Below are 18,506 nucleotides of genomic sequence, written 5' to 3' on the forward strand. Positions count from 1 at the left end.
CGCGTGCACGCCGACCCGCCGACCGGACCGGCACACCGCCGACCGGGCAGCCCCACCGCAGGCATGACCGGCACACCGCCGACCGGGTCGGCCCAAGGGGCATCACCGACACACCGCCGACCGGGCCTGCGTACCGCCGGCCTGACCGGCCGGGCCGCCGCACCTGGGCCGCCGCCCCGCCCGCGACACGGCACCGACGCCCCCGCCCCGCGCGCCCGAAGGGCCCCGTACCTTTCCCGGTACGGGGCCCTTCGTGTCGTCCCGCGCGGCGAGGCGCCGCGTTCCGTGTGCTCAGCCGCCGCCGAGCAGGCCGCCCACCAGGCCCGGCCGGCCCGTGGAGGAGCCGCCGGTGCCACCGGTGCCACCGGTGCCGGTGCTGCTGCCGCCGGTGGAGCTGGGGGCGCCGCCGGCCGGACCGGCGCCGGTTCCGGTGCCGGTCGGACCCGCGGTGGTGCTGGGGGCACCGCCGGCGGGGGCGGACTGACGGGGCGGCACCTGGCCGGTGGCGCCCTGGGTCTGGCTGGGGGGCGTGGTGGTGGTGCCGCCGGCGCTGTGCGCGGCGCCCGGGGTCGTGGCCGCCCCGGTGGGGCTGGTGCCCGCGGTGGCGCCGCCGGTGGGCGAGCTCGGGGCGGACGGGGTCCGCTGCTGGTGCCTGCGGGCCGGGTCCTGCGGGAGCGGGGAGCCGGGCAGGTTGTTGCGGGGGGCCTCACCGGGTCCGGGGACGACGACGCGGCTGGAGTCGCGCACGGCGCCGCCGAGCAGGGAGCCCACGAGGAGCGTGAGGCCGATGGTGACGGCGGTGATGAGGGCGCCGCGGCGCAGGACGTACCGGCGCAGGTCCCAGATGTGGGCGCGGGGGCCGAGGGTGCGCCAGGCACTGCCCGCGAGGCGGCCGTCGACGGAGTAGACGGGCGCGCCGGCGATGACCAGCGGGGACCACGCGGCGAGGTAGATGATGTCGGGCGCGTCGTAGGCGGGGACGGTCTTCCAGCTGACGGTGACGATCAGGGCCGCGGAGAGCAGGGCCCCGACGGCGGCGGCGACGCGCTGCCAGCAGCCGAGGATGGTCAGGACGCCGACGACGACCTGGAGGAACGCGAGCACCAGCCCGGATCCGATGGGGTGGTGCAGGGCGAACTGGCGCAGGGGCTCGGCGACTTCCCACGGGTGGAGCGTGTTGAGCCACTTGACCATGGAGCCGCGCTCGCCGCCGTCGAAGTAGACGGGGTCGCAGAGTTTGCCCATGCCGGCGTAGATGGAGATGAAGCCGAGGAAGATGCGCAGGGGCAGCAGGACGACGCCGAGGTTCAGGCGGCGGCCGGGGTAGTAGGCGTGCCGGGCCGGGTCGTCGCCCCGTCGGCCGGAACGGTCGCCGCGGACCGGGGAGGTCTCCTCGTAGCTGTCGAACTCTTCGTCGTCGTAAGGCGGTTCGTCGTAGGCGCTGCCGACCGTGCGCATGTGGGGAAGGAGGCGGGTGCCTCCGTCGGGGCCGGTGCGCTGGTGGCCCACGACCGGGGTCTCGACGGTCTGGTCGAGCTGGTCGTAGGTGTCGGCGTACCCGGGGTCGGCGTATCCGGCACCGGCGTGGCCGGGGCCGTCGTAGGCGGTGCCGACCCGCGGGATGACCTGGGTGGCGCCCGCCTCGGCGGTGGGTTCGTCGGCGTGGCGGACACCGGCCCGCACGGCCTGGAGCAGCCGGTGCGCACCGGTGTCGTCCGGGGCGGACCTGCCGCTCCAGACGACGGGCCGGCGGCGGCCGGCGGCGGCTCCGGTCCGGGCCGCTGCGGCGGCGGCCGGCGTGCGGGACGGGTCCTGGGTGGCGCTCAGGTGCCGGGCGATCCTCGGGGATTGACCGCGCTTGGCCGTCGCGCCCAGCTGCACGCGGAAGCTGGCGTGATTGACGATGACCTGCGCCGGATCGCTCGGCACCTTCACCATGCTCAGCGCGGGAGCGTCGTCGAATCCCGACGAGCGGTCCCCCGTGGGTGTGCGGGGTGTTCTGGTGTCCACACTCATCTAACCGAGTGACATGGTGTTTGGACACTGCCTCGCCCGGCCGGATGTGTCCGGACCGCGTCAAAGCGGTCCGGACGGCCGGACGAGCCCCGGAATTACCCCGTACGGGTGAGGTTACGGACGGGTGTTCAGGAGCGGCGGCGTGCCGCCTCGTAGAGCACGATGCCCGCGGCGACACCGGCGTTGAGCGACTCGGTGCCACCCGGCATCGGGATCCGGACCCGGTAGTCGCAGGTCTCGCTGACCAGGCGGGACAGGCCCTTGCCCTCGCTGCCGACCACGATGACGACGGGGCCGCCGAGGGCCTCGAGGTCGCCGATCTCGGCCTCGCCGTCGGCGGCCAGGCCGACGACCGTGATGCCGGCCTTCTTGTAGCCCTCCAGGGCCCGCGTCAGGTTGGTGGCACGGGCGACCGGGATACGGGCGGCCGCGCCCGCGGAGGTCTTCCAGGCACCGGCGGTCATGCCGGCCGCGCGCCGCTCGGGCACGACCACGCCGTGGCCGCCGAAGGCGGAGGCGGAGCGGACGACGGCGCCGAGGTTGCGCGGGTCGGTGACGCCGTCGAGGGCGACGATCAGCGGGTCCTCGTGCTTGTCGTAGGCCTCGCCCGCGAGGTCCTCGGGGTGGGCGTACTCGTACGGCGGGACCTGGAGGACCAGGCCCTGGTGGTTGAGCCCGTTGGTCATGCGGTCCAGCTCGGGGCGCGGCGCCTCCATGAGGTTGATGCCGCCGCGCTCGGCGACGAGCTGAAGGGCCTCGCGGACCCGCTCGTCGTTGTCGATGAACTGCTGGACGTACAGCGTCGAGGCGGGGACGCCCTCGCGCAGCGCCTCGACCACCGGGTTGCGGCCGACGACCAGCTCGGAGGTCGAGCGGCCGCCGCCCTTGCGCTGCGGCGTGCGGCCCTGGGCGCGGCGGACCTTGGCGGCTGCGGCGCGCTGCTTGGCGTGGCCCTTGCGCATCTCGGCGGGCGGGGTCGGACCCTTGCCCTCCAGGCCGCGGCGTCGCTGGCCGCCGCTTCCGACCTGCGCACCCTTCTTACCGGACATGCGGCGGTTGTTCGCGGCCATGAGATACCCGTCCCTCTGAGCGTTCGTACGTATGTATGCAGTGTGCCGCCCGGAGAGCCGGGCGGCACAGTCGATCTTGATTCGGGCTAGCGCTGGCCGAGGCTCCAGCGCGTGCCCTGGGGGCTGTCCTCGATCACGAGTCCGGACTCCTTGAGCTGGTCGCGGATGGCGTCGGCGGTGGCCCAGTCCTTGCGGGAGCGGGCCGACTCGCGCTGGTCGAGGACGAGACGCACGAGGTGGTCGACCACCTCGTGGAGGTCCTCGCCCCGGTCGGCGCCGTCGCCGGACCAGTGGGGGTCGAGCGGGTCGAGACCGAGGACACCGAGCATCGCCCGCACCTCGGCCAGGCGCGCCACGGCGGCGTCCTTGTCGTCGGCGGCGAGCGCGCTGTTGCCCTGGCGGACGGTGGTGTGCACGACGGCGAGGGCCTGCGGGACGCCCAGGTCGTCGTCCATGACCTCGGCGAAGGCGAGCGGGACCTCGGCGGCCGGCTCGACGGTGCGGCCGGCCATCTCCGTCACGCGCTGGACGAAGCCCTCGATCCGCGTGAACGCGGCGTCGGCCTCGCGCAGCGCCTCCTCGCTGTACTCGATCATCGAGCGGTAGTGCGGGGTGCCGAGGTAGTAGCGCAGGACGATCGGGCGCCACTGCTTGACCATCTCGGAGACCAGGACGCTGTTGCCCAGCGACTTGGACATCTTGTCGCCGGCCATGGTGACCCAGGCGTTGTGCACCCAGTACCGCGCGAACGTGTCGCCGAAGGCCTTGGCCTGGGCGATCTCGTTCTCGTGGTGCGGGAAGATCAGGTCCAGGCCGCCGCCGTGGATGTCGAAGACCTGGCCGAGGTACTTGTGCGCCATGGCCGAGCACTCCAGGTGCCAGCCGGGGCGGCCGGGGCCCCAGGGCGTGGGCCAGCTCGGCTCGCCGGGCTTGACGGCCTTCCACATGGCGAAGTCGCGCGGGTCCCGCTTGCCGGTCTCGCCGTCGCCGGACGGCTGGAGCAGGTTGTCCAGCTCCTGCCGGGACAGCTCCAGGTAGCCGGGGAAGGACCGCACGTCGAAGTAGACGTTGCCGTCGGCGGCGTAGGCGTGGCCGCGCTCGATGAGGCCCTGCATCATCTCGATCATCTCGGTGATGTGGCCGGTCGCGCGGGGCTCGTAGGTCGGCGGGAGGCAGCCGAGAGCGGTGTAGCCGTCGTTGAAGGCGCGCTCGTTCTCGTAGCCGATCGACCACCAGGGGCGGTTCTGCTCGTGGGCCTTGGCGATGATCTTGTCGTCGATGTCGGTGACGTTGCGGATGAACGTCACGTCGTAGCCGCGGTAGGCGAACCAGCGGCGCATGATGTCGAAGTTCAGGCCCGAGCGGATGTGCCCGATGTGCGGTGCGCTCTGCACGGTGGCACCACACAGGTAGATCGAGACACAGCCCGGCTCGGCCGGGGTGAAGTCGCGGATCTGCCGGGCGTTGGTGTCGTACAGGCGAATAGTCACGACACCAGGGTAGTGGGCGCATGGCAGTGCCATGCGCCCTACCGTCGAGAGCGGTCCGGCGCTGTCGCGGCGGGCCGTCCCGGCCACCGCCGGGGGCGGCGGCTCAGAGCGCGCCGACCACCTTGCGCGGCGTGATCCGCACGACCACCCGCTCGGCGTCGTCCACCGACGCCGGGTTGAACTCGGCGTACTTCTTGCCGGTGTACTTCAGGGACAGTCCGTCGATCAGCTCCTGGCCGCCTTCGGTGGTCATCGAGGCGGTGCCGCGGATCTCGGCGTACTCGTAGGGCATCGCGGGGTCGAGGACGACGACCGTGACGCGCGGGTCGGCGTCCAGGTTCTTCTTCTTGCGGCGGTCGACCGTCGTGGAGAAGAGGATCTCGTCGCCGTCCCGTTTCACCCACACCGGGGACATCTGCGGGCTGCCGTCGGGCTGCACGGTGCCGACGACGATGAAGACCGGGCTGTCGAGCAGGGCCTTGAGCCGGTCGGACAGGGCGGCGGACATGGGGGTACCTCCTGAGGTCGGCGTCGAACTCTGCGGGTACCCTCGCACGCCCTCAGCCCACCCGCACGACGAGCGCCGTGGCCACGGCCATGAGCCCCTCGTCGCGGCCGGGGAAGCCGAGCCCGTCCGTCGTGGCGCCGGACACCGACACCGGCGCGCCGGCCGCCTCGGAGAGGATCTTCTGCGCCTCGTCACGGCGCTTGCCGATCTTGGGGCGGGGGCCGATCACCTGGACGGCGACGTTGCCGACGGTGAACCCGGCCGCGCGGACGATGCGGGCCGCCTCCGTCAGCAGCGTGATGCCGGAGGCGCCGGACCACTCGGGGCGCCCGGTACCGAAGTGCTGTCCGAGGTCACCGAGGCCGGCCGCGGAGAAGAGCGCGTTGCAGGCGGCGTGGGCGACGACGTCGGCGTCGGAGTGCCCGGCCAGGCCGGGCCCCTCCCCCTCCCACTTCAGGCCCGCGCACCACAGCTCGCGGCCCTCCTCGAAGGCGTGGATGTCGGTGCCGATGCCGACCTGGGGCAGCGGCATCGGTTCAGAAGCCATCGTTGAGCCTCCTGCGGGCCAGGACCGCCTCGGCGAGGACGAGGTCGAGGGGACGGGTGACCTTGAAGGCCTCCTCGTGACCGGGGACGGTGACGACCGTCAGGCCCAGCTGTTCGACCATGCTCGCGTCGTCGGTGACGTTCTCGGTGACGGTGGCGTGGGCGCGCAGGAGGGTCTCCCGGTCGAAGCCCTGGGGCGTCTGCACCGCGCGCAGCCGCGCCCGCTCGGGCGTGGCCAGGACCGGCTCGGGCTCGCCGGGCACGGCCGCGGGCTCGACCTCCTTGACGGTGTCGGCGAGCGGGAGCGCGGGCACCACGGCCGGCGCGCCGGCGCGTACGGCCTCGACGACGGCGTCGACCGTGTCGACCGGGACGAGCGGGCGGGCCGCGTCGTGGACCAGGACGACGTCGTACTCGGGCGGTAGCGCGTCGAGGCCGAGCCGGACCGACTCCTGGCGGCTGTCACCGCCGGGGACGACGAGGAAGTCGGTCCTCTCGGGCAGCGCGTGCGCGTCGAGCAGGGACTTGACGTCGGCGGCGCCGTCCGGCGGGGCGACGACGATCACCAGGGAGACGTGCCGGGAGGCCGCCAGGGCGCGGATCGCGTGGATCAGCATCGGCGTGCCGCTCAGCGTGCGGAGCGCCTTGGGGGCGCCCGGTCCGAGGCGTACGCCCCGGCCGGCGGCCGGGATGACGGCGGCGACACGGCTGTCGGCACGGGCCTCGGCGGGTGAAGGACGCGAATCGTCAGACATCGGTTCCTGTCAGGTTTGTGTGCTCGGCCTGGGTGGGTATGGCCTGGAGGAGTGCCGGGCGCGACGCCTTGACCGGACCCTTTCCGTGACACCGGTCGAGCCTTCCGCCCGGGCCCGGCACACCGAGTATCGGGGGATCGTCTCCGAGATGTACGGCAGGCGTGGCGACGGCCGTCGCGACGCGCCGGGCCCGGCGGGCAAGGGCCGGGGACGACTGCCGGAACACCCCGGAGCACTCGTGCGACCGGGGTGACGGGGGAGGACTGCGGGGGCTTCGCGGAAACGGGGGATCACCGGATACGAACATGCCGCAGCGCCCGGCGACAGGATCAGTGTCATCGGGCACCGCGGCAGTGCGCTGTGCTCAGCGTGCTCCACAGCAAGCAGGGGATGCTGCCTGCAGGGCGTCAGGAGGCGAGAACCTCGTCGAGCAGGGCCTCGGCCTTGTCCTCGTTGGTGTTCTCCGCGAGAGCGAGTTCGCTCACCAGGATCTGGCGTGCCTTGGCGAGCATGCGCTTCTCGCCGGCGGAGAGTCCGCGCTCACGCTCACGACGCCACAGGTCACGGACGACTTCCGCGACCTTGATGACATCGCCGGAGGCGAGCTTCTCCAGGTTTGCCTTGTAGCGACGCGACCAGTTCGTGGGCTCCTCGGCATACGGCGCGCGCAGCACCTCGAAGACCCGGTCCAGCCCGTCCTGACCGACCACATCACGCACGCCGACGAACTCCGCATTGTCCGCTGGCACACGTACCGTCAGGTCGCCCTGGGCGACCTTCAGCACCAAGTAGGTCTTGTCCACGCCTTTGATCTGGCGAGTTTCGATGGCCTCGATCAGCGCGGCCCCGTGATGGGGATAGACCACGGTGTCGCCAACCTTGAACGTCATGTGACAGGTACCCCTTCCGTGGCTATCAAGGGTAACACGGATACGGCGTCTTCTGAATGGCGTTTTCGCAGGTCAGGGCATATCTCGGGGCTTGACAACAGAGACGCGGACGTGCTGCGAGGGGCCCGCGGAAGCGGGTATTCGCAGGTCGGAGCGGCTCTGCGGGCAGGGAGAAACGCGTACGTTACACACTTCGGGGACCGCTTCCAAGTGGATGAACATCCCGTTTTGTCCCCTTCCAAGCGTACGACTTCCGCTACTCCGTTCGGTACCTGGAGCCGGGTGCGGGGCGAATCCGGAATTGATCACAGGGCCCGGATCAGGAGTGGTTCATGGGGCGGATGATGCCTCTGATGATCCTGTGACTGATCAATATCCGAGGTGGCCGTACATTCCTTCGCGGAAAATCTGCGCGGCGTGTTCCGGGGGCGCGGCCGGTGGTGCGGGAAGCGCGTTATGCGAATGGCGGACAAGTGTCCCCCCGGAGCGGCTCACCGGCTCGCTCGTGGAAGGCGCGGTACCCCCGCGCGGAGGGAAGCTCGGCGTCAGGGGAGGGTCGGGTGTGGCGGCGCGGGCGCGGCTCGGTAGCCTAAGCCCGCTGACAGACACTTAGGGCGGCTTTATCAAGGTGAGCCGCCCGTGCGTTCAAGGAGTTGCCGCCGCCGTGAGCAGCAGCCTTCGACGCGGCGCTTTCGCCGCCTCGACCATCGCCTTCTCGATCGCCTCGCTCGCCGCCTGCGGGGCCGGCAACAACGCGCAGACCCTGGAGATCAAGCCGGACAACGCGGCCACCAGCGTCGGCGCCATCAAGGTCCAGAACGCTCTGGTCATCACCCAGCCCGACCTGAAGTCTGCGGGCCCCGCCGCGATCTCCGCGACGCTCTTCAACAGCGGGGCCAAGGCCCAGACCCTGCAGGCGGTCGCCGTCGCGGGTGGCGGCGAGAAGGCCGCGCTGAAGCCCGCCAAGGGGCAGAGCCTGACCGTCCCGGCGCACGGTTCCCTGGTCATCGGCGGCAAGGACAACGCCTCCGCGATGCTCGCCAGCGGCCGCGCCGCGGTCAAGGACGGCAACGTCCAGAAGATCACCTTCACGCTGAGCGAGACCGGCCAGGTGAGCCTGGGCGCCTTCGTGGTCCCGGCCACGAGCTACTTCAGCACGTGGGGCCCGAGCGAGATCCCGTCCGCCCCGGCCACCCCCTCGGCGCCCGCCTCCTCCGCCTCCGCGGCCGCGGGTGCCACCGCCTCCAGCAGCGGCAAGCCCGCCGCGGGCGGCAAGGCCAGCGCCTCGCAGACGGCGCCCGCCGGCGCCACCCCGAGCGACTCGGCCTCGCAGTCGGCCGCCGGCCACTGAGCGGTCGTACGACGCCACGAAGGGCGGCACCCCTGACAAGGGGCGCCGCCCTTCGGCGTACGGGGCCGGAAACGGCCTACGGCTCGAACTTGTAGCCCAGGCCGCGGACCGTGACCAGGTAGCGCGGGGCGCCCGGGTCCGGCTCGATCTTGGCGCGGAGGCGCTTGACGTGGACGTCGAGGGTCTTGGTGTCACCGACGTAGTCGGCGCCCCAGACCCGGTCGATCAGCTGCATGCGGGTCAGGACGCGGCCCGCGTTGCGCAGGAGCATCTCCAGGAGGTCGAACTCCTTCAGCGGCAGGTCGACCTTGGCGCCGGCGACCGTGACCACGTGGCGGTCGACGTCCATGCGGACCGGGCCCGCCTCCAGCGCGGCCGGGGTGACCTCCTCCGGCTCGCCCCGGCGGCGCAGGACGGCCCGGATGCGGGCGACCAGCTCGCGTGAGGAGAAGGGCTTGGTGACGTAGTCGTCGGCTCCTATTTCGAGGCCGACGACCTTGTCGATCTCGCTGTCCTTGGCCGTCACCATGATCACGGGGACGTTGGAGCGGCCGCGGAGCTGACGGCACACCTCCGTACCGGGCAGACCCGGCAGCATCAGGTCGAGGAGGACGAGGTCGGCGCCGTTGCGCTCGAACTCGTCGAGTCCGTCGGGGCCGGTCGCCGCCACGGCGACCTCGAAGCCCTCCTTGCGGAGCATGTACGACAGGGCGTCGGAGAAGGACTCCTCGTCCTCGACGACGAGCACTCGGGTCACGGAAGGACCTCCGGGGCGGGAAGCGGTTCGTACGGGGATGGCTCTGCGCCCGCCTCGTCGTCGAGGTCGGGGTGCTGCTGTGCGCGGTCGCGGGCCGCGCCCGCCTCCGGCAGTCTGAGGGTGAAGGTGGAGCCCTGGCCCTCGGCGCTCCAGACCGTGACCTCCCCGCCGTGCGAGGCGACCACGTGCTTGACGATGGCGAGACCCAGACCGGTACCGCCGGTGGCCCGGGAGCGGGCCGGGTCGACGCGGTAGAAGCGCTCGAAGATGCGCTCCTTGTCCCTGTCGGAGATGCCGATGCCCTGGTCGGTGACGGCGAGCTCGATCAGGTCGCCGCCCGGCGCCGCGATCCTGCGGGCGGCTATGCCCACGCGGGTGCGGGCGGGCGAGTAGTTGACCGCGTTCTCGACCAGGTTGCCGAGGGCGGCCGCGAGCTGGCCGCGGTTGCCCCAGACGTGCAGGTCGGCGGTACCGCCCGCGGCCATCGTGATCTGCTTCGTACCGGCCTGGTGCCGGCAGCGGTCGACGGCCTCGGCGACCAGCTCGTCCACCCGGACGGGCTCGGCGTCCTCCAGCGGATCGTCATTCTGCACCCGGGAGAGGTCGATGAGCTCCTGCACCAGGTTGGTCAGCCGGGTCGCCTCGATCTGCATCCGGCCGGCGAAGCGCTGGACGGCCTCGGGGTCGTCGGAGGCGTCCATCACGGCCTCGGAGAGCAGGGAGAGCGCGCCGACCGGGGTCTTCAGCTCATGGCTCACGTTGGCCACGAAGTCACGCCGTACCGCCTCGATCCGGCGGGCCTCGGTCAGGTCCTCGACCAGCAGCAGGACCAGCCGGGAACCGAGCGGCGCCACCCGCGCGGAGACCGCCAGGGCCTCGCCGCGCCCGGTGCCGCGCCGCGGCAGGTCCAGCTCGACCTGGCGTATCTCGCCGTCCCGCCGGGTGTCCCGGGCCATCTGCAGCATCGGCTCGACGGACAGCTTGCCGCCGCGGACCAGCCCGAGGGCGTAGGCGGCCGAGCTGGCCTTCACCACGGCGTCGGCCTCGTCGAGGACCACCGCCGAGGAGCGGAGCACCGAGAGCACGGTGTCCACGCCGGGCGGCAGCACGGGATCGGTGTGCAGAGAGGTGCGGGTGGGGCGTTTCTGGTCGCGTTCGCTCCAGCGGAACGCCAGCATGGCGATGACGCCGGTCAGCACCCCGGCGATCGCTGCAGCTGCGGCGACCGCCGCGTTCACGTCCATGTCACCAGGTTAGGCATGCCGTACGACATGACCACACCCACGGCGGTCTCAGCTCGAACACTCGTCGCCCAGAGTTCACCTGGAGGCCAGTGACGGTTCATTCCTGATGGCCGAAACGGACGCGTACGAGGCAGAACGTGGCAGCGTGGGGTTCGCACCGCCGGTCACACCAGGGGGCGCGTGCGATCACGGCCCCCGGAACCCCGAAGCACACGTATGAGTAGGGAGCCCTGATGCGGGACGCGTACCACGAGGAACTGGACTCGATCGGCGACGGTCTGGTGGAGATGGCCCGGCTCGTCGGATCGGCGATCGGGCGAGCCACGACGGCCATCCTCGACGCCGACCTGAAGCTGGCCGAGAGCGTGATCGAGTCGGACCAGAAGGTCGACGAACTCCAGCACGACCTGGAGGCGCGCGCGATAGCCCTGCTGGCCCGCCAGCAGCCGGTCGCGACGGACCTGCGCATCGTCGTCACCTCGCTGCGCATGTCGGCCGACCTGGAGCGCTCCGGCGACCTGGCCCAGCACGTCGCGAAGCTGACCCGGCTGCGCTTCCCCGCGCGCGCGGTCCCGCAGGACCTGCACGCCACCATCCTGGAGATGGGCCAGCTCGCGCAGCGCCTGATGGCCAAGGCCGCCGAGGTCATCATCACCAAGGACGTCGACCTCGCGCTCCAGCTGGAGCAGGACGACGACGAGATGGACCTGCTGCACCGCACCCTGTTCCAGCACCTCATCGACGAGCGCTGGAAGCACGGCATCGAGACGGCCGTCGACGTGACGCTGCTCGGCCGCTACTACGAGCGCTACGCCGACCACGCGGTCGCCGTCGCCAAGCGCGTCGTCTACCTGGTCACCGGCGAGCACGCGGACGATCTCCAGCAGGACATCCAGCCGGTGACGGGGGTCGAGGGGGGCTGAGGCCGCCCTGCGGGGGGTGAGGCTCTGCGGGGCTGAGGCCCTGTGGGGGCTGAGGCTCTGCTAGGGCTGAGGCCCTGTGGGGCTGAGCTGGGGGGACGGCGGTCCTACGAGGGGTGAGGCGAGGCTCTGCGGGGGCTGAGCCGGGTGCGGCGGTCCTGAGGCTGCTGCGCCGGAGGGCGGAGGGCCTGGGGCGGGACGAGGGGCTCGAAGGTCTCCGGCGCGGGAGTGCGGGCGCCTCCGTGCGCCGTTGATGCGCCCGGATAAGTGGGCATGAGATGGGCGAGGGCACACGCCCAGTGTCGAGGAGGGACCCATGGCCGAATCCCCCAGCACCACGCCCGACCCCACCCAGGAACGCCAGACCGAGCAGCCCGCGCCGATCAGAAGCCTGCCGCTGGCGGCCGCGTGCGGCTGCGGCTCGGGCTGCGGGTGCGGGTGCCAGTCGGGCGCTCCGTGCCAGTGCGGCTGACGGCGTACGCGTGCCGAGGGGCCCCGGAGCTGTCCGGGGCCCCTCGGCGTGGGTTCCGGCAGGCCGCCGGCACTGAGGCGGGCCGGGCAGGCTCGAACCTGTAGTGACCCGAGCCGAGCCGAGCCGAGCCGGAACGATCTGAGCCGAGCCAGGTTGGTCCAGGCCGATTCAGGTCGCCCCAGGCCGGACACCAGCGGGAGCGGCGGAAGCGGCGGCCACGAGAGGCGAGGCCAGACAGCCGGCGTCGGCGTCGGCGCGTGCTCAGCCGTGGTCGTGGCGGCCGACCGCCTCGGTCACCGCGGTGACCAGCGGCCGGAGCTTCCCGCTCAGCTCGTCGAAGTCCTTGCTGCGCCCGTCCGACCACTGGGCCAGGCCGACGACCAGCACCTTGCCGGTCCCCGCGAAGGACTGCACCAGTCCGCTGTCCGCGGGCAGGGGACGCAGCCCGGATCCGGTGGGCGGGAGCAGTACGCCGACCTCGTAGTCCGTGGGGCGTGCGCTCAGCGCGGTGACCAGGTGAGCGGTGTCGCCCGGGTCCCTCATCGCGAACGCGACCATCGTGTACTGGTTGCCCTCCGCGTCCTTGTACAGGGCGCCGACGACCCCTCGGCACCCCTTGCTCCGCCGGATCAGCGAGGTCAGGGAGGGGCCGACCATGCCCGAGCCGGTGCAGTTCGGTCCGCCGGACTTCTTGACCCTGGTGAAGCCGCCGACGTGGGCGGGGAACGCCTGATCGGCGCTGACCATGGGCAGCGCGGCGGACGCCTCTTCGCCGGACCGGCCCCCGGTCTCACCTGCCGGGCCGCTGGCCGCCTTCGCCGCCCCGTCGGTGGTGGCGGTGGCGGTCGGCCTGGCCGAGGAGCCCGCCTGCGGGGTGCCCGGCGCGCGATGCCACCCGCCCATCCACAGCCCGGCCCCGACCACGGCGGCCACGACGCCGAGCGCGACGGCGACCGCCACGGCCCCTCGGCGCCGCTGGCGCGCCGGGCCGGGCGGCCGAGGACCAGCGGCCGCACGTTCAGCGGCGCTCGGCTCGTGAACCCCGGCGCCTTTCTCCAGCTCCCTGACGAACTCGTCCCACAGTTCGTCACCCGTCCCCTTGTGCGCTTCGCTCACGCGCGCACCCTAACAAGGTGCCCTGGACAACCACATTGCGCGGGGCCCGTGTTCAGACCGTCCCGACGGCACCCACTAGCCGATCCTGGGTTCCCCCAGCGACAGTCCCAAGTCACGCACCCAGGCCTGGCCGGCCGGGGTCCAGGCGACCCGGGAGCCGAGGGAGACCAGGACCCCGAACTCACCCGGCGCGGGCTCGGCGTGCTGATTGACCCAGACGCTGTTCAGGCAGAGCTCGACGCCGCAGCCCTTGGAATCGGACAGCCCCCGCCAGCCGCAGTCCCAAGTGGCGTTCATGTTCAGCGGCCCGAGCGCGGCGACCATCCGGTCCAGCTCCTCCTCGGTGCAGTCGTCCTCGGGCTCGCTGTCCGGCCCGCCGAACGGCGAAGTCCCGTTCAGGGACAGGGACATGCCTTCGGGCAACGGCCACAAGTCGGCCAAGTCCGGGCGCAGCCGCATCTCCGCGAGGAACAGAGAGGACCTCTCCTCCCAGTCGAACACAGCACCACGGCGCCGCAGTTCGTCCCGGACGGCCCAGAACCCGGGGAAGTCCCAGTCCCAGGAAACCAGCGCCGTACCGAAGTTGCGCACAGCATGCAGATACTGCTCGCCCGTAGTCACCATCTCCAGCCGGGGCCAGGGCACACCCTTCCACTCAGCCAGATCCCGCATGATCACCCGCGCCCGCGCCAACGCACTCCCCGCATCGGGAAAGTCCTCACGAACCGGATAAAGAACCGACATGGACAAAGGACGTTCCTCTCCCCCGACCGCTTCGTGCTGAGAGCCTGGGCCGGTGACTGATGACGAGATGGTCGAGGCGTTGCGGACCGCGGCCCGAGCGGGGACATGGCCACCGCCCGCGACACCCGAGGCCGTCGCCGCAGCGGAGAAGACCATCGGATTCCCCGTGCCTCCCCTTCTGCGGCGCCTGTACCTGGAGGTCGCCAACGGCGGATTCGGCCCGGCCGAAGGAATCCTGGGAGTGCGTGGCGGAGCGGCGCAGGGCAACTTCAGGGACATCGCCGAGCTGTACGAGGACGGCCCCGACCCCTCCGGCCACATCCCGGCCGGTGTCGTACTGATCTACGACTGGGGATGCACCATATGGTCGCTGGTCGACTTCCGCGACCCCGCGGGCGCCATGTGGTGCACCCACCAGGGCGAGCGCTGGCCTCAGGGGATCACCCTCGCGGAATGGCTGGCCGGCGCGCTGGCAGGAACCCTGACGGTGCATTCACTGCTGGAGAGCGAGCCCACTGCGTAGACCGGGTGTCCCGGCCGGCCGAGTTCCGGCCGACGCCGACCGTGGCCGTCGGGTCGGCGCCCGCCGATCACCTGCCGATCACTTGGTGTCGACGTAGTCGCCGGCAGCGGTGGCGGAGGCCGTCGTGGTGGTGCCCGCGAAGGCGTAGCGCCAGTAGCCGTCGGCGGAAGCGGTGACGGCGGTCCTCAGGTTGCCGGTGCCGTTCGTCGTGACGGTCCTGACCGTGGTGTAGGTGCTGGTGCCCGCCTTACGGAACTGCAGCTTCACCGACTGGCCGGCGTACCCGTGGTTCGCGTTGTCGTCCCAGTTGGCACGGCTGAGCTTGCCCGTCACGGTCAGGGACGCGCCCTTGCGCACCGGTTCGGGCGACGCGTCGGTCGTGAGCTCGGCGTAGCGCTTGACGTAGAACTTGTCCGGCCAGTTCCGCGTGACGACGTCGTGGTCCTTGGAGCTGATGTCCACGTACGCCTGCCAGGCCCCCGCCTGCGCGTTCTCCAGCCCGTAGTGGCCCGGGTCCATGACGTAACTCATCGAGCAGGTGGCGGTGGTGGCGTTGACGGCCTTACAGCCGAGGTTGTCGTGGTACCCGAAACCGGTGGCGGTCGCCGTGCTCCAGATGTCGGAGTAGGCCGCGTGGATTCCGGAGCTGTCCGTGGCGGTGATCGCCAGGATGAAGGTCTTCTTCGCCGTGGCGCCGACCACGACGGACTTGCCGCCGTTGAACGACACCTTCGTGATCTTCAGATCTCCGTTCCCGGTCACGGCCTGGGCAACCGGAGCGGTCAGAGCCGATAGCGCCACGGCACACGGCAACAGGACGCCGACGGCAAGCTTGCGCATGAAACCCCCACAGGGCAAGCCCACCGCCCGATCACCGACGGCGGGATGTTGAACAGGTGTGCGGAGTGTAGAGGCCCACCCGCAAGCCGACCGCGGGCAGGTCGGCGCGGGGATGCCGGTACCCGAGCAAGTCCCCTACACCGGCCTTCACCGCGGGCACATCCGACATCCCACGCCGTCGCCGCGACACCGGCCCCACCCCGCCCAAGCACCTGGCCACCAAGCACCAGCCCCAGGACATCAACAAGCCCTCCACTGGCGGAGAATCCATAGGCAGGGGGCTTGAAACGTGGGGTTTCCTTCTTCTTGCCCTGGGTCTTGCCGGGGATCTTGGTGAGCTGGGTTCTTGCTGGTCAGAGCCGGTGGGCTCGTGCGCTTGGTGGTCGTCGTTGGTCGTCCTTGGCCACTGTCGAGCGGCCTCGGACGGCCCAGGGACGGCCCAGCCATGGGTCGCGTGGACGGCGTCAGCCGGAGGAGGCGGCTCGCCATTGCGCGGTGATGCACCCTTCTTCCATGTCCCACCACTCCTTGGCCACACCGTGGTTGAGCAGCTTCTGCACCTTGGCGAGATCGGCGGTGGGCGGGACGTCCAGGGCGACCATGCGGAACCGTTCTATGCCCTCGCCGCAGACGCCGAGTTCGTGAAAGGCATTGAGCACGCTCTGCCGTGCGGCCCCCGAGCCGCCGTCACGGAGCACGATGAGGCGAATGGTGCAGTTCTCGGAACGCCGAACCACCTCGCCGACCCATCGCACGCCCTCCTCGTCTGGCTCGGTAGCCACGACGTCCCCGCACGCGATGCCCCGAACGAACCACGGGATGTTGTCGAGCCGCGCGGTGCCATCGCCCTGGTCGACGGCCCACAGGCTCTCCACCGATGCCGGAGGCCAGTCGTCCTCGATCTCAAGCCGGAAGTGCACCTTCACGTACGGGCCCGCGGGATTCGTCATGGTGCCCAGGATGCACAGTCCTGCCGCGCCTGACGTAGGTGGGTGAACGGAGACGTCTGCTCAGAGTGGGGACATGGGTTCGTCTGCGCCTCAGCCGGCGACAGCCAGCCACGACGGCGGGCGCGCCGACGGGTCTGCCGCACGATCGGGTGACATCTGAACTGGCTTGCCCTGTGGGGCGGGTGGGAAGGATGTCGCTGTGCCCAAGCCTTATCCCGAAGAGTTCCGTCAGGACGTCGTGCGGGTCGCGAGGAACCGCGGCCCGGGCGTGACAGTGGAGCAGGTGGCCACCGACTTCGGGGTCCATCCGATGACGTTGTGGAAGTGGATGCGCCCCTTTGGGCTCGACCGCTCCAGCTACGGCTCACCCCTTCTCTGACGTCAGGCGGGTGATTGCTCTGAGCGCGGTCCGGGCGCCGGCCGGGCTGGAGCGGGACGGAGGCAGGAGCGCAGGCCCGGCCGGGGGCCGGGCCGCGCGCGGGGAGCGGAGCGAGCCGCCTTGAACCAGTAGAGAAAGTTGTAACTCAGTCGGCCACACGGGGCCTGTGAGGCTTGAAGTCGTACGCGCACGAGGGAAGTTCCCTGATCCGACGGTGCGCCATCGGCAGGAAGAGCGCTGGTCGAACCGTCCACGTGATGCGCGTGCTGACGTGCGTGATGGACACCCTCCTAGGCTCCCGGCGCAAGAGGGCTCGTCTCGTGTCGATGCGGTCGTCCTGGAGTCGCGTCCACGCTTTCTGCGAAGCAGCCGTGTCGAGTGCGGGTGAGATGGTGCGCAGGATCGTCGCCACCCAGTTGTTCGCCTCGACCGCCGAGTACGCGTCGAAGGATCCGAAGAGCATCGGGGGGCGTCGTCCGTCCAGCCGTTGGGTCCAGCACTCGCACCAGAAGCCGGGCCTGGTCGTCGCCTTCAGCACGGGTGCCCTCCTCGGCGTACGTCGGTGAAGAGCTCCGCGGTGATGGTGTGGCCGGCCTCGCTGTCGTGGACGACGACTCGGTGGGCGATCGCGCCGACTAAGACACGTTCGGGACGCCGTGCCAGAGCAAGGTCGTAGGGGGCGGATTCGAGGTCCAGGAGCTGGTAAGTGAGGCCATCGAGACCTACGCCTTGGTGGACCTCCTAAAGGGTGGCTCCGGGCGTACGACGAACGTCAGGGGGCGCGTGCTACCGCGCACTGCGGTACGACGGCCAGGATCTGCCGCTCACGCTCACAGGCACAGCTGATGGTGCACTCGCCCCCTGGGCCAACGCTCCCCGTCGAGATCGCCGCCCCCGCGGCACTGTTGATCGTCCTCGACACCCGGGTCCGCCGCTGGCGTCGTCGCACCTGACGGCCCAGAGACGGCCCAACCCCACCAAGAAGCCCCCGCCCCGCGAGAAAGTCGCAGGTCGGGGGCTTACCGGTGTCGTGTTACTTCTTCTTGCCCTGGTTCTTGACCGCTTCGATGGCTGCCGCGGCCGCCTCGGGGTCGAGGTACTGGCCGCCCGGGGTGACCGGCTTGAAGTCGGCGTCGAGCTCGTAGTAGAGCGGGATGCCCGTCGGGATGTTGAGGCTCGCGATGTCCTCGTCCGAGATGCCGTCCAGGTGCTTGACCAGCGCGCGCAGGCTGTTGCCGTGGGCGGCGACCAGGACGGTCCTGCCGTCGATGAGGTCCGGGACGATGCTGTCGTACCAGTACGGGAGCATGCGGACGACGACGTCCTTCAGGCACTCCGTCTGCGGGCGCAGCTCCGGCGGGAGGTCCGCGTAGCGGGCGTCGTTGAACTGGGAGTACTCGGCGTCGCGGGGCAGCGCCGGCGGCGGGGTGTCGTACGAGCGGCGCCAGAGCATGAACTGCTCCTCGCCGAACTCGGCCAGCGTCTCCGCCTTGTTCTTGCCCTGCAGGGCGCCGTAGTGGCGCTCGTTCAGGCGCCAGCTGCGGTTGACCGGGATCCAGTGACGGTCCGCGGCCTCCAGGGAGAGCTGGGCCGTGCGGATCGCGCGCTTCTGGAGCGACGTGTGGACCACGTCGGGCAGCAGGCCGGCGTCCTTGAGCAGCTCACCGCCGCGGACCGCCTCCTTCTCGCCCTTCTCGTTGAGGTTGACGTCCACCCAGCCGGTGAACAGGTTCTTCGCGTTCCACTCGCTCTCGCCGTGGCGGAGGAGGATCAGCTTGTACGGTGCGTCGGCCATGACTGAGAGCGTAATCGACGCATTCGGCGCGCTGTCCGGGGCGCCCGAGGGGCGGACGTCCGACGGCGTCCGTTAATCCGGTGGCCCCCCGCGGATCCCTAGAGGTAAGTTGCGCATGCCGCTTGAGCCACTTACTCGGC

The 18,506-nt window shown here is 71.1% G+C and carries 20 protein-coding genes and 1 pseudogene; 6 read left to right on the plus strand and 15 right to left on the minus strand.

Annotated elements, in window-relative coordinates:
• Positions 1–291: 291 nt before the first annotated feature.
• The 7 genes from ACIPRD_RS23555 to ACIPRD_RS23585 form a co-directional block, all read right to left on the minus strand.
• Positions 292–2,016 carry a DoxX family protein gene (locus ACIPRD_RS23555; RefSeq protein WP_401565669.1) on the minus strand — a complete coding sequence of 575 codons (1,725 nt, stop codon included), beginning with the start codon at positions 2,014–2,016 and terminating at the stop codon, positions 292–294.
• A 128-nt stretch (positions 2,017–2,144) separates the two neighbouring features.
• Positions 2,145–3,086 (minus strand): 23S rRNA (guanosine(2251)-2'-O)-methyltransferase RlmB, encoded by a 942-nt coding sequence (gene rlmB, locus ACIPRD_RS23560; protein ID WP_356404519.1) that lies wholly within the window; start codon positions 3,084–3,086, stop codon positions 2,145–2,147.
• A gap of 86 nt (positions 3,087–3,172) precedes the next feature.
• The gene (gene cysS / locus ACIPRD_RS23565; protein ID WP_356404517.1) at positions 3,173–4,576 is read right to left on the minus strand and encodes a cysteine--tRNA ligase; all 1,404 of its coding nucleotides are present in this window, start codon (positions 4,574–4,576) and stop codon (positions 3,173–3,175) included.
• A 103-nt stretch (positions 4,577–4,679) separates the two neighbouring features.
• A complete protein-coding gene (locus ACIPRD_RS23570; protein WP_356404515.1) occupies positions 4,680–5,084 on the minus strand; it encodes a PPOX class F420-dependent oxidoreductase in 405 nt (134 codons plus the stop codon).
• A 52-nt stretch (positions 5,085–5,136) separates the two neighbouring features.
• The gene (gene ispF / locus ACIPRD_RS23575; RefSeq protein ID WP_401565673.1) at positions 5,137–5,631 is read right to left on the minus strand and encodes a 2-C-methyl-D-erythritol 2,4-cyclodiphosphate synthase; all 495 of its coding nucleotides are present in this window, start codon (positions 5,629–5,631) and stop codon (positions 5,137–5,139) included.
• Positions 5,621–6,385, minus strand: coding sequence for a 2-C-methyl-D-erythritol 4-phosphate cytidylyltransferase (gene ispD / locus ACIPRD_RS23580; RefSeq protein WP_356404510.1), 765 nt, complete (start codon positions 6,383–6,385; stop codon positions 5,621–5,623). The genes ispF and ispD overlap by 11 nt, the downstream gene beginning before the upstream one ends.
• 407 nt (positions 6,386–6,792) lie before the next feature.
• Entirely contained in the window at positions 6,793–7,275 is a 483-nt protein-coding gene (locus ACIPRD_RS23585; protein WP_003953493.1) for a CarD family transcriptional regulator, read from the minus strand.
• 664 nt (positions 7,276–7,939) lie between these two features.
• On the opposite strand from ACIPRD_RS23585, the gene ACIPRD_RS23590 reads away from it, so the two are divergent.
• Entirely contained in the window at positions 7,940–8,626 is a 687-nt protein-coding gene (locus tag ACIPRD_RS23590) for a DUF461 domain-containing protein (protein ID WP_356404508.1), read from the plus strand.
• Positions 8,627–8,702: 76 nt separating this feature from the next.
• Here the strand turns inward: ACIPRD_RS23590 and ACIPRD_RS23595 are convergent, their stop codons facing one another.
• Both ACIPRD_RS23595 and ACIPRD_RS23600 read right to left on the minus strand, forming a co-directional pair.
• On the minus strand, positions 8,703–9,383 hold the full coding sequence (locus ACIPRD_RS23595) for a response regulator transcription factor (protein WP_046419660.1): 681 nt from the start codon (positions 9,381–9,383) through the stop codon (positions 8,703–8,705).
• Positions 9,380–10,627 carry an ATP-binding protein gene (locus tag ACIPRD_RS23600; RefSeq protein WP_356404506.1) on the minus strand — a complete coding sequence of 416 codons (1,248 nt, stop codon included), beginning with the start codon at positions 10,625–10,627 and terminating at the stop codon, positions 9,380–9,382. Before ACIPRD_RS23600 ends, ACIPRD_RS23595 begins: the two co-directional genes overlap by 4 nt.
• 233 nt (positions 10,628–10,860) lie before the next feature.
• On the opposite strand from ACIPRD_RS23600, the gene phoU reads away from it, so the two are divergent.
• Both phoU and ACIPRD_RS23610 read left to right on the plus strand, forming a co-directional pair.
• Positions 10,861–11,550, plus strand: a complete 690-nt coding sequence (gene phoU, locus ACIPRD_RS23605) for a phosphate signaling complex protein PhoU (RefSeq protein ID WP_356404503.1) — start codon at positions 10,861–10,863, stop codon at positions 11,548–11,550.
• 313 nt (positions 11,551–11,863) lie between these two features.
• On the plus strand, positions 11,864–12,019 hold the full coding sequence (locus tag ACIPRD_RS23610; protein WP_356404501.1) for a hypothetical protein: 156 nt from the start codon (positions 11,864–11,866) through the stop codon (positions 12,017–12,019).
• Positions 12,020–12,280: 261 nt separating this feature from the next.
• On the opposite strand, the gene ACIPRD_RS23615 is transcribed toward ACIPRD_RS23610, so the two are convergent.
• Entirely contained in the window at positions 12,281–13,135 is an 855-nt protein-coding gene (locus ACIPRD_RS23615) for a hypothetical protein (protein ID WP_401565678.1), read from the minus strand.
• A gap of 75 nt (positions 13,136–13,210) precedes the next feature.
• Positions 13,211–13,807, minus strand: coding sequence for a hypothetical protein (locus tag ACIPRD_RS23620; RefSeq protein WP_401565680.1), 597 nt, complete (start codon positions 13,805–13,807; stop codon positions 13,211–13,213).
• Positions 13,808–13,931: 124 nt separating this feature from the next.
• On the opposite strand from ACIPRD_RS23620, the gene ACIPRD_RS23625 reads away from it, so the two are divergent.
• On the plus strand, positions 13,932–14,402 hold the full coding sequence (locus tag ACIPRD_RS23625) for an SMI1/KNR4 family protein (protein WP_401565683.1): 471 nt from the start codon (positions 13,932–13,934) through the stop codon (positions 14,400–14,402).
• A 78-nt stretch (positions 14,403–14,480) separates the two neighbouring features.
• Here the strand turns inward: ACIPRD_RS23625 and ACIPRD_RS23630 are convergent, their stop codons facing one another.
• Both ACIPRD_RS23630 and ACIPRD_RS23635 read right to left on the minus strand, forming a co-directional pair.
• A complete protein-coding gene (locus tag ACIPRD_RS23630) occupies positions 14,481–15,164 on the minus strand; it encodes a calcium-binding protein (RefSeq protein WP_356404492.1) in 684 nt (227 codons plus the stop codon).
• A gap of 542 nt (positions 15,165–15,706) precedes the next feature.
• Entirely contained in the window at positions 15,707–16,192 is a 486-nt protein-coding gene (locus tag ACIPRD_RS23635) for a DUF4265 domain-containing protein (protein ID WP_401565685.1), read from the minus strand.
• Positions 16,193–16,391: 199 nt separating this feature from the next.
• On the opposite strand from ACIPRD_RS23635, the gene ACIPRD_RS23640 reads away from it, so the two are divergent.
• Entirely contained in the window at positions 16,392–16,571 is a 180-nt protein-coding gene (locus tag ACIPRD_RS23640) for a transposase (protein ID WP_401565688.1), read from the plus strand.
• Positions 16,572–16,942: 371 nt separating this feature from the next.
• Positions 16,943–17,137, plus strand: coding sequence for a hypothetical protein (locus ACIPRD_RS23645; protein ID WP_401565691.1), 195 nt, complete (start codon positions 16,943–16,945; stop codon positions 17,135–17,137).
• Here the strand turns inward: ACIPRD_RS23645 and ACIPRD_RS23650 are convergent.
• Both ACIPRD_RS23650 and ACIPRD_RS23655 read right to left on the minus strand, forming a co-directional pair.
• Positions 17,103–17,210: pseudogene (locus ACIPRD_RS23650) on the minus strand (ATP-binding protein); the annotation flags it as partial. The gene ACIPRD_RS23645 and the pseudogene ACIPRD_RS23650 overlap by 35 nt on opposite strands.
• A gap of 394 nt (positions 17,211–17,604) precedes the next feature.
• A complete protein-coding gene (locus ACIPRD_RS23655; protein WP_401565694.1) occupies positions 17,605–18,366 on the minus strand; it encodes a phosphoglyceromutase in 762 nt (253 codons plus the stop codon).
• Positions 18,367–18,506 lie beyond the last annotated feature (140 nt).

It is taken from the genome of Streptomyces sp. NPDC090108 (assembly GCF_044747185.1).
GTDB lineage: Bacteria > Actinomycetota > Actinomycetes > Streptomycetales > Streptomycetaceae > Streptomyces.

Coding starts and splice junctions, on each gene's coding strand:
- ACIPRD_RS23610 (WP_356404501.1), top strand. CDS start 11,864: ATGGCCGAATCCCCCAGCACCACGCCCGACCCCACCCAGGAACGCCAG.
- ACIPRD_RS23620 (WP_401565680.1), bottom strand. CDS start 13,807: ATGCGGGATCTGGCTGAGTGGAAGGGTGTGCCCTGGCCCCGGCTGGAG.
- rlmB (WP_356404519.1), bottom strand. CDS start 3,086: ATGGCCGCGAACAACCGCCGCATGTCCGGTAAGAAGGGTGCGCAGGTC.
- ispD (WP_356404510.1), bottom strand. CDS start 6,385: ATGTCTGACGATTCGCGTCCTTCACCCGCCGAGGCCCGTGCCGACAGC.
- phoU (WP_356404503.1), top strand. CDS start 10,861: ATGCGGGACGCGTACCACGAGGAACTGGACTCGATCGGCGACGGTCTG.
- ACIPRD_RS23570 (WP_356404515.1), bottom strand. CDS start 5,084: ATGTCCGCCGCCCTGTCCGACCGGCTCAAGGCCCTGCTCGACAGCCCG.
- ispF (WP_401565673.1), bottom strand. CDS start 5,631: ATGGCTTCTGAACCGATGCCGCTGCCCCAGGTCGGCATCGGCACCGAC.
- ACIPRD_RS23655 (WP_401565694.1), bottom strand. CDS start 18,366: ATGGCCGACGCACCGTACAAGCTGATCCTCCTCCGCCACGGCGAGAGC.
- ACIPRD_RS23635 (WP_401565685.1), bottom strand. CDS start 16,192: ATGACGAATCCCGCGGGCCCGTACGTGAAGGTGCACTTCCGGCTTGAG.
- ACIPRD_RS23585 (WP_003953493.1), bottom strand. CDS start 7,275: ATGACGTTCAAGGTTGGCGACACCGTGGTCTATCCCCATCACGGGGCC.
- ACIPRD_RS23600 (WP_356404506.1), bottom strand. CDS start 10,627: ATGGACGTGAACGCGGCGGTCGCCGCAGCTGCAGCGATCGCCGGGGTG.
- ACIPRD_RS23555 (WP_401565669.1), bottom strand. CDS start 2,016: ATGAGTGTGGACACCAGAACACCCCGCACACCCACGGGGGACCGCTCG.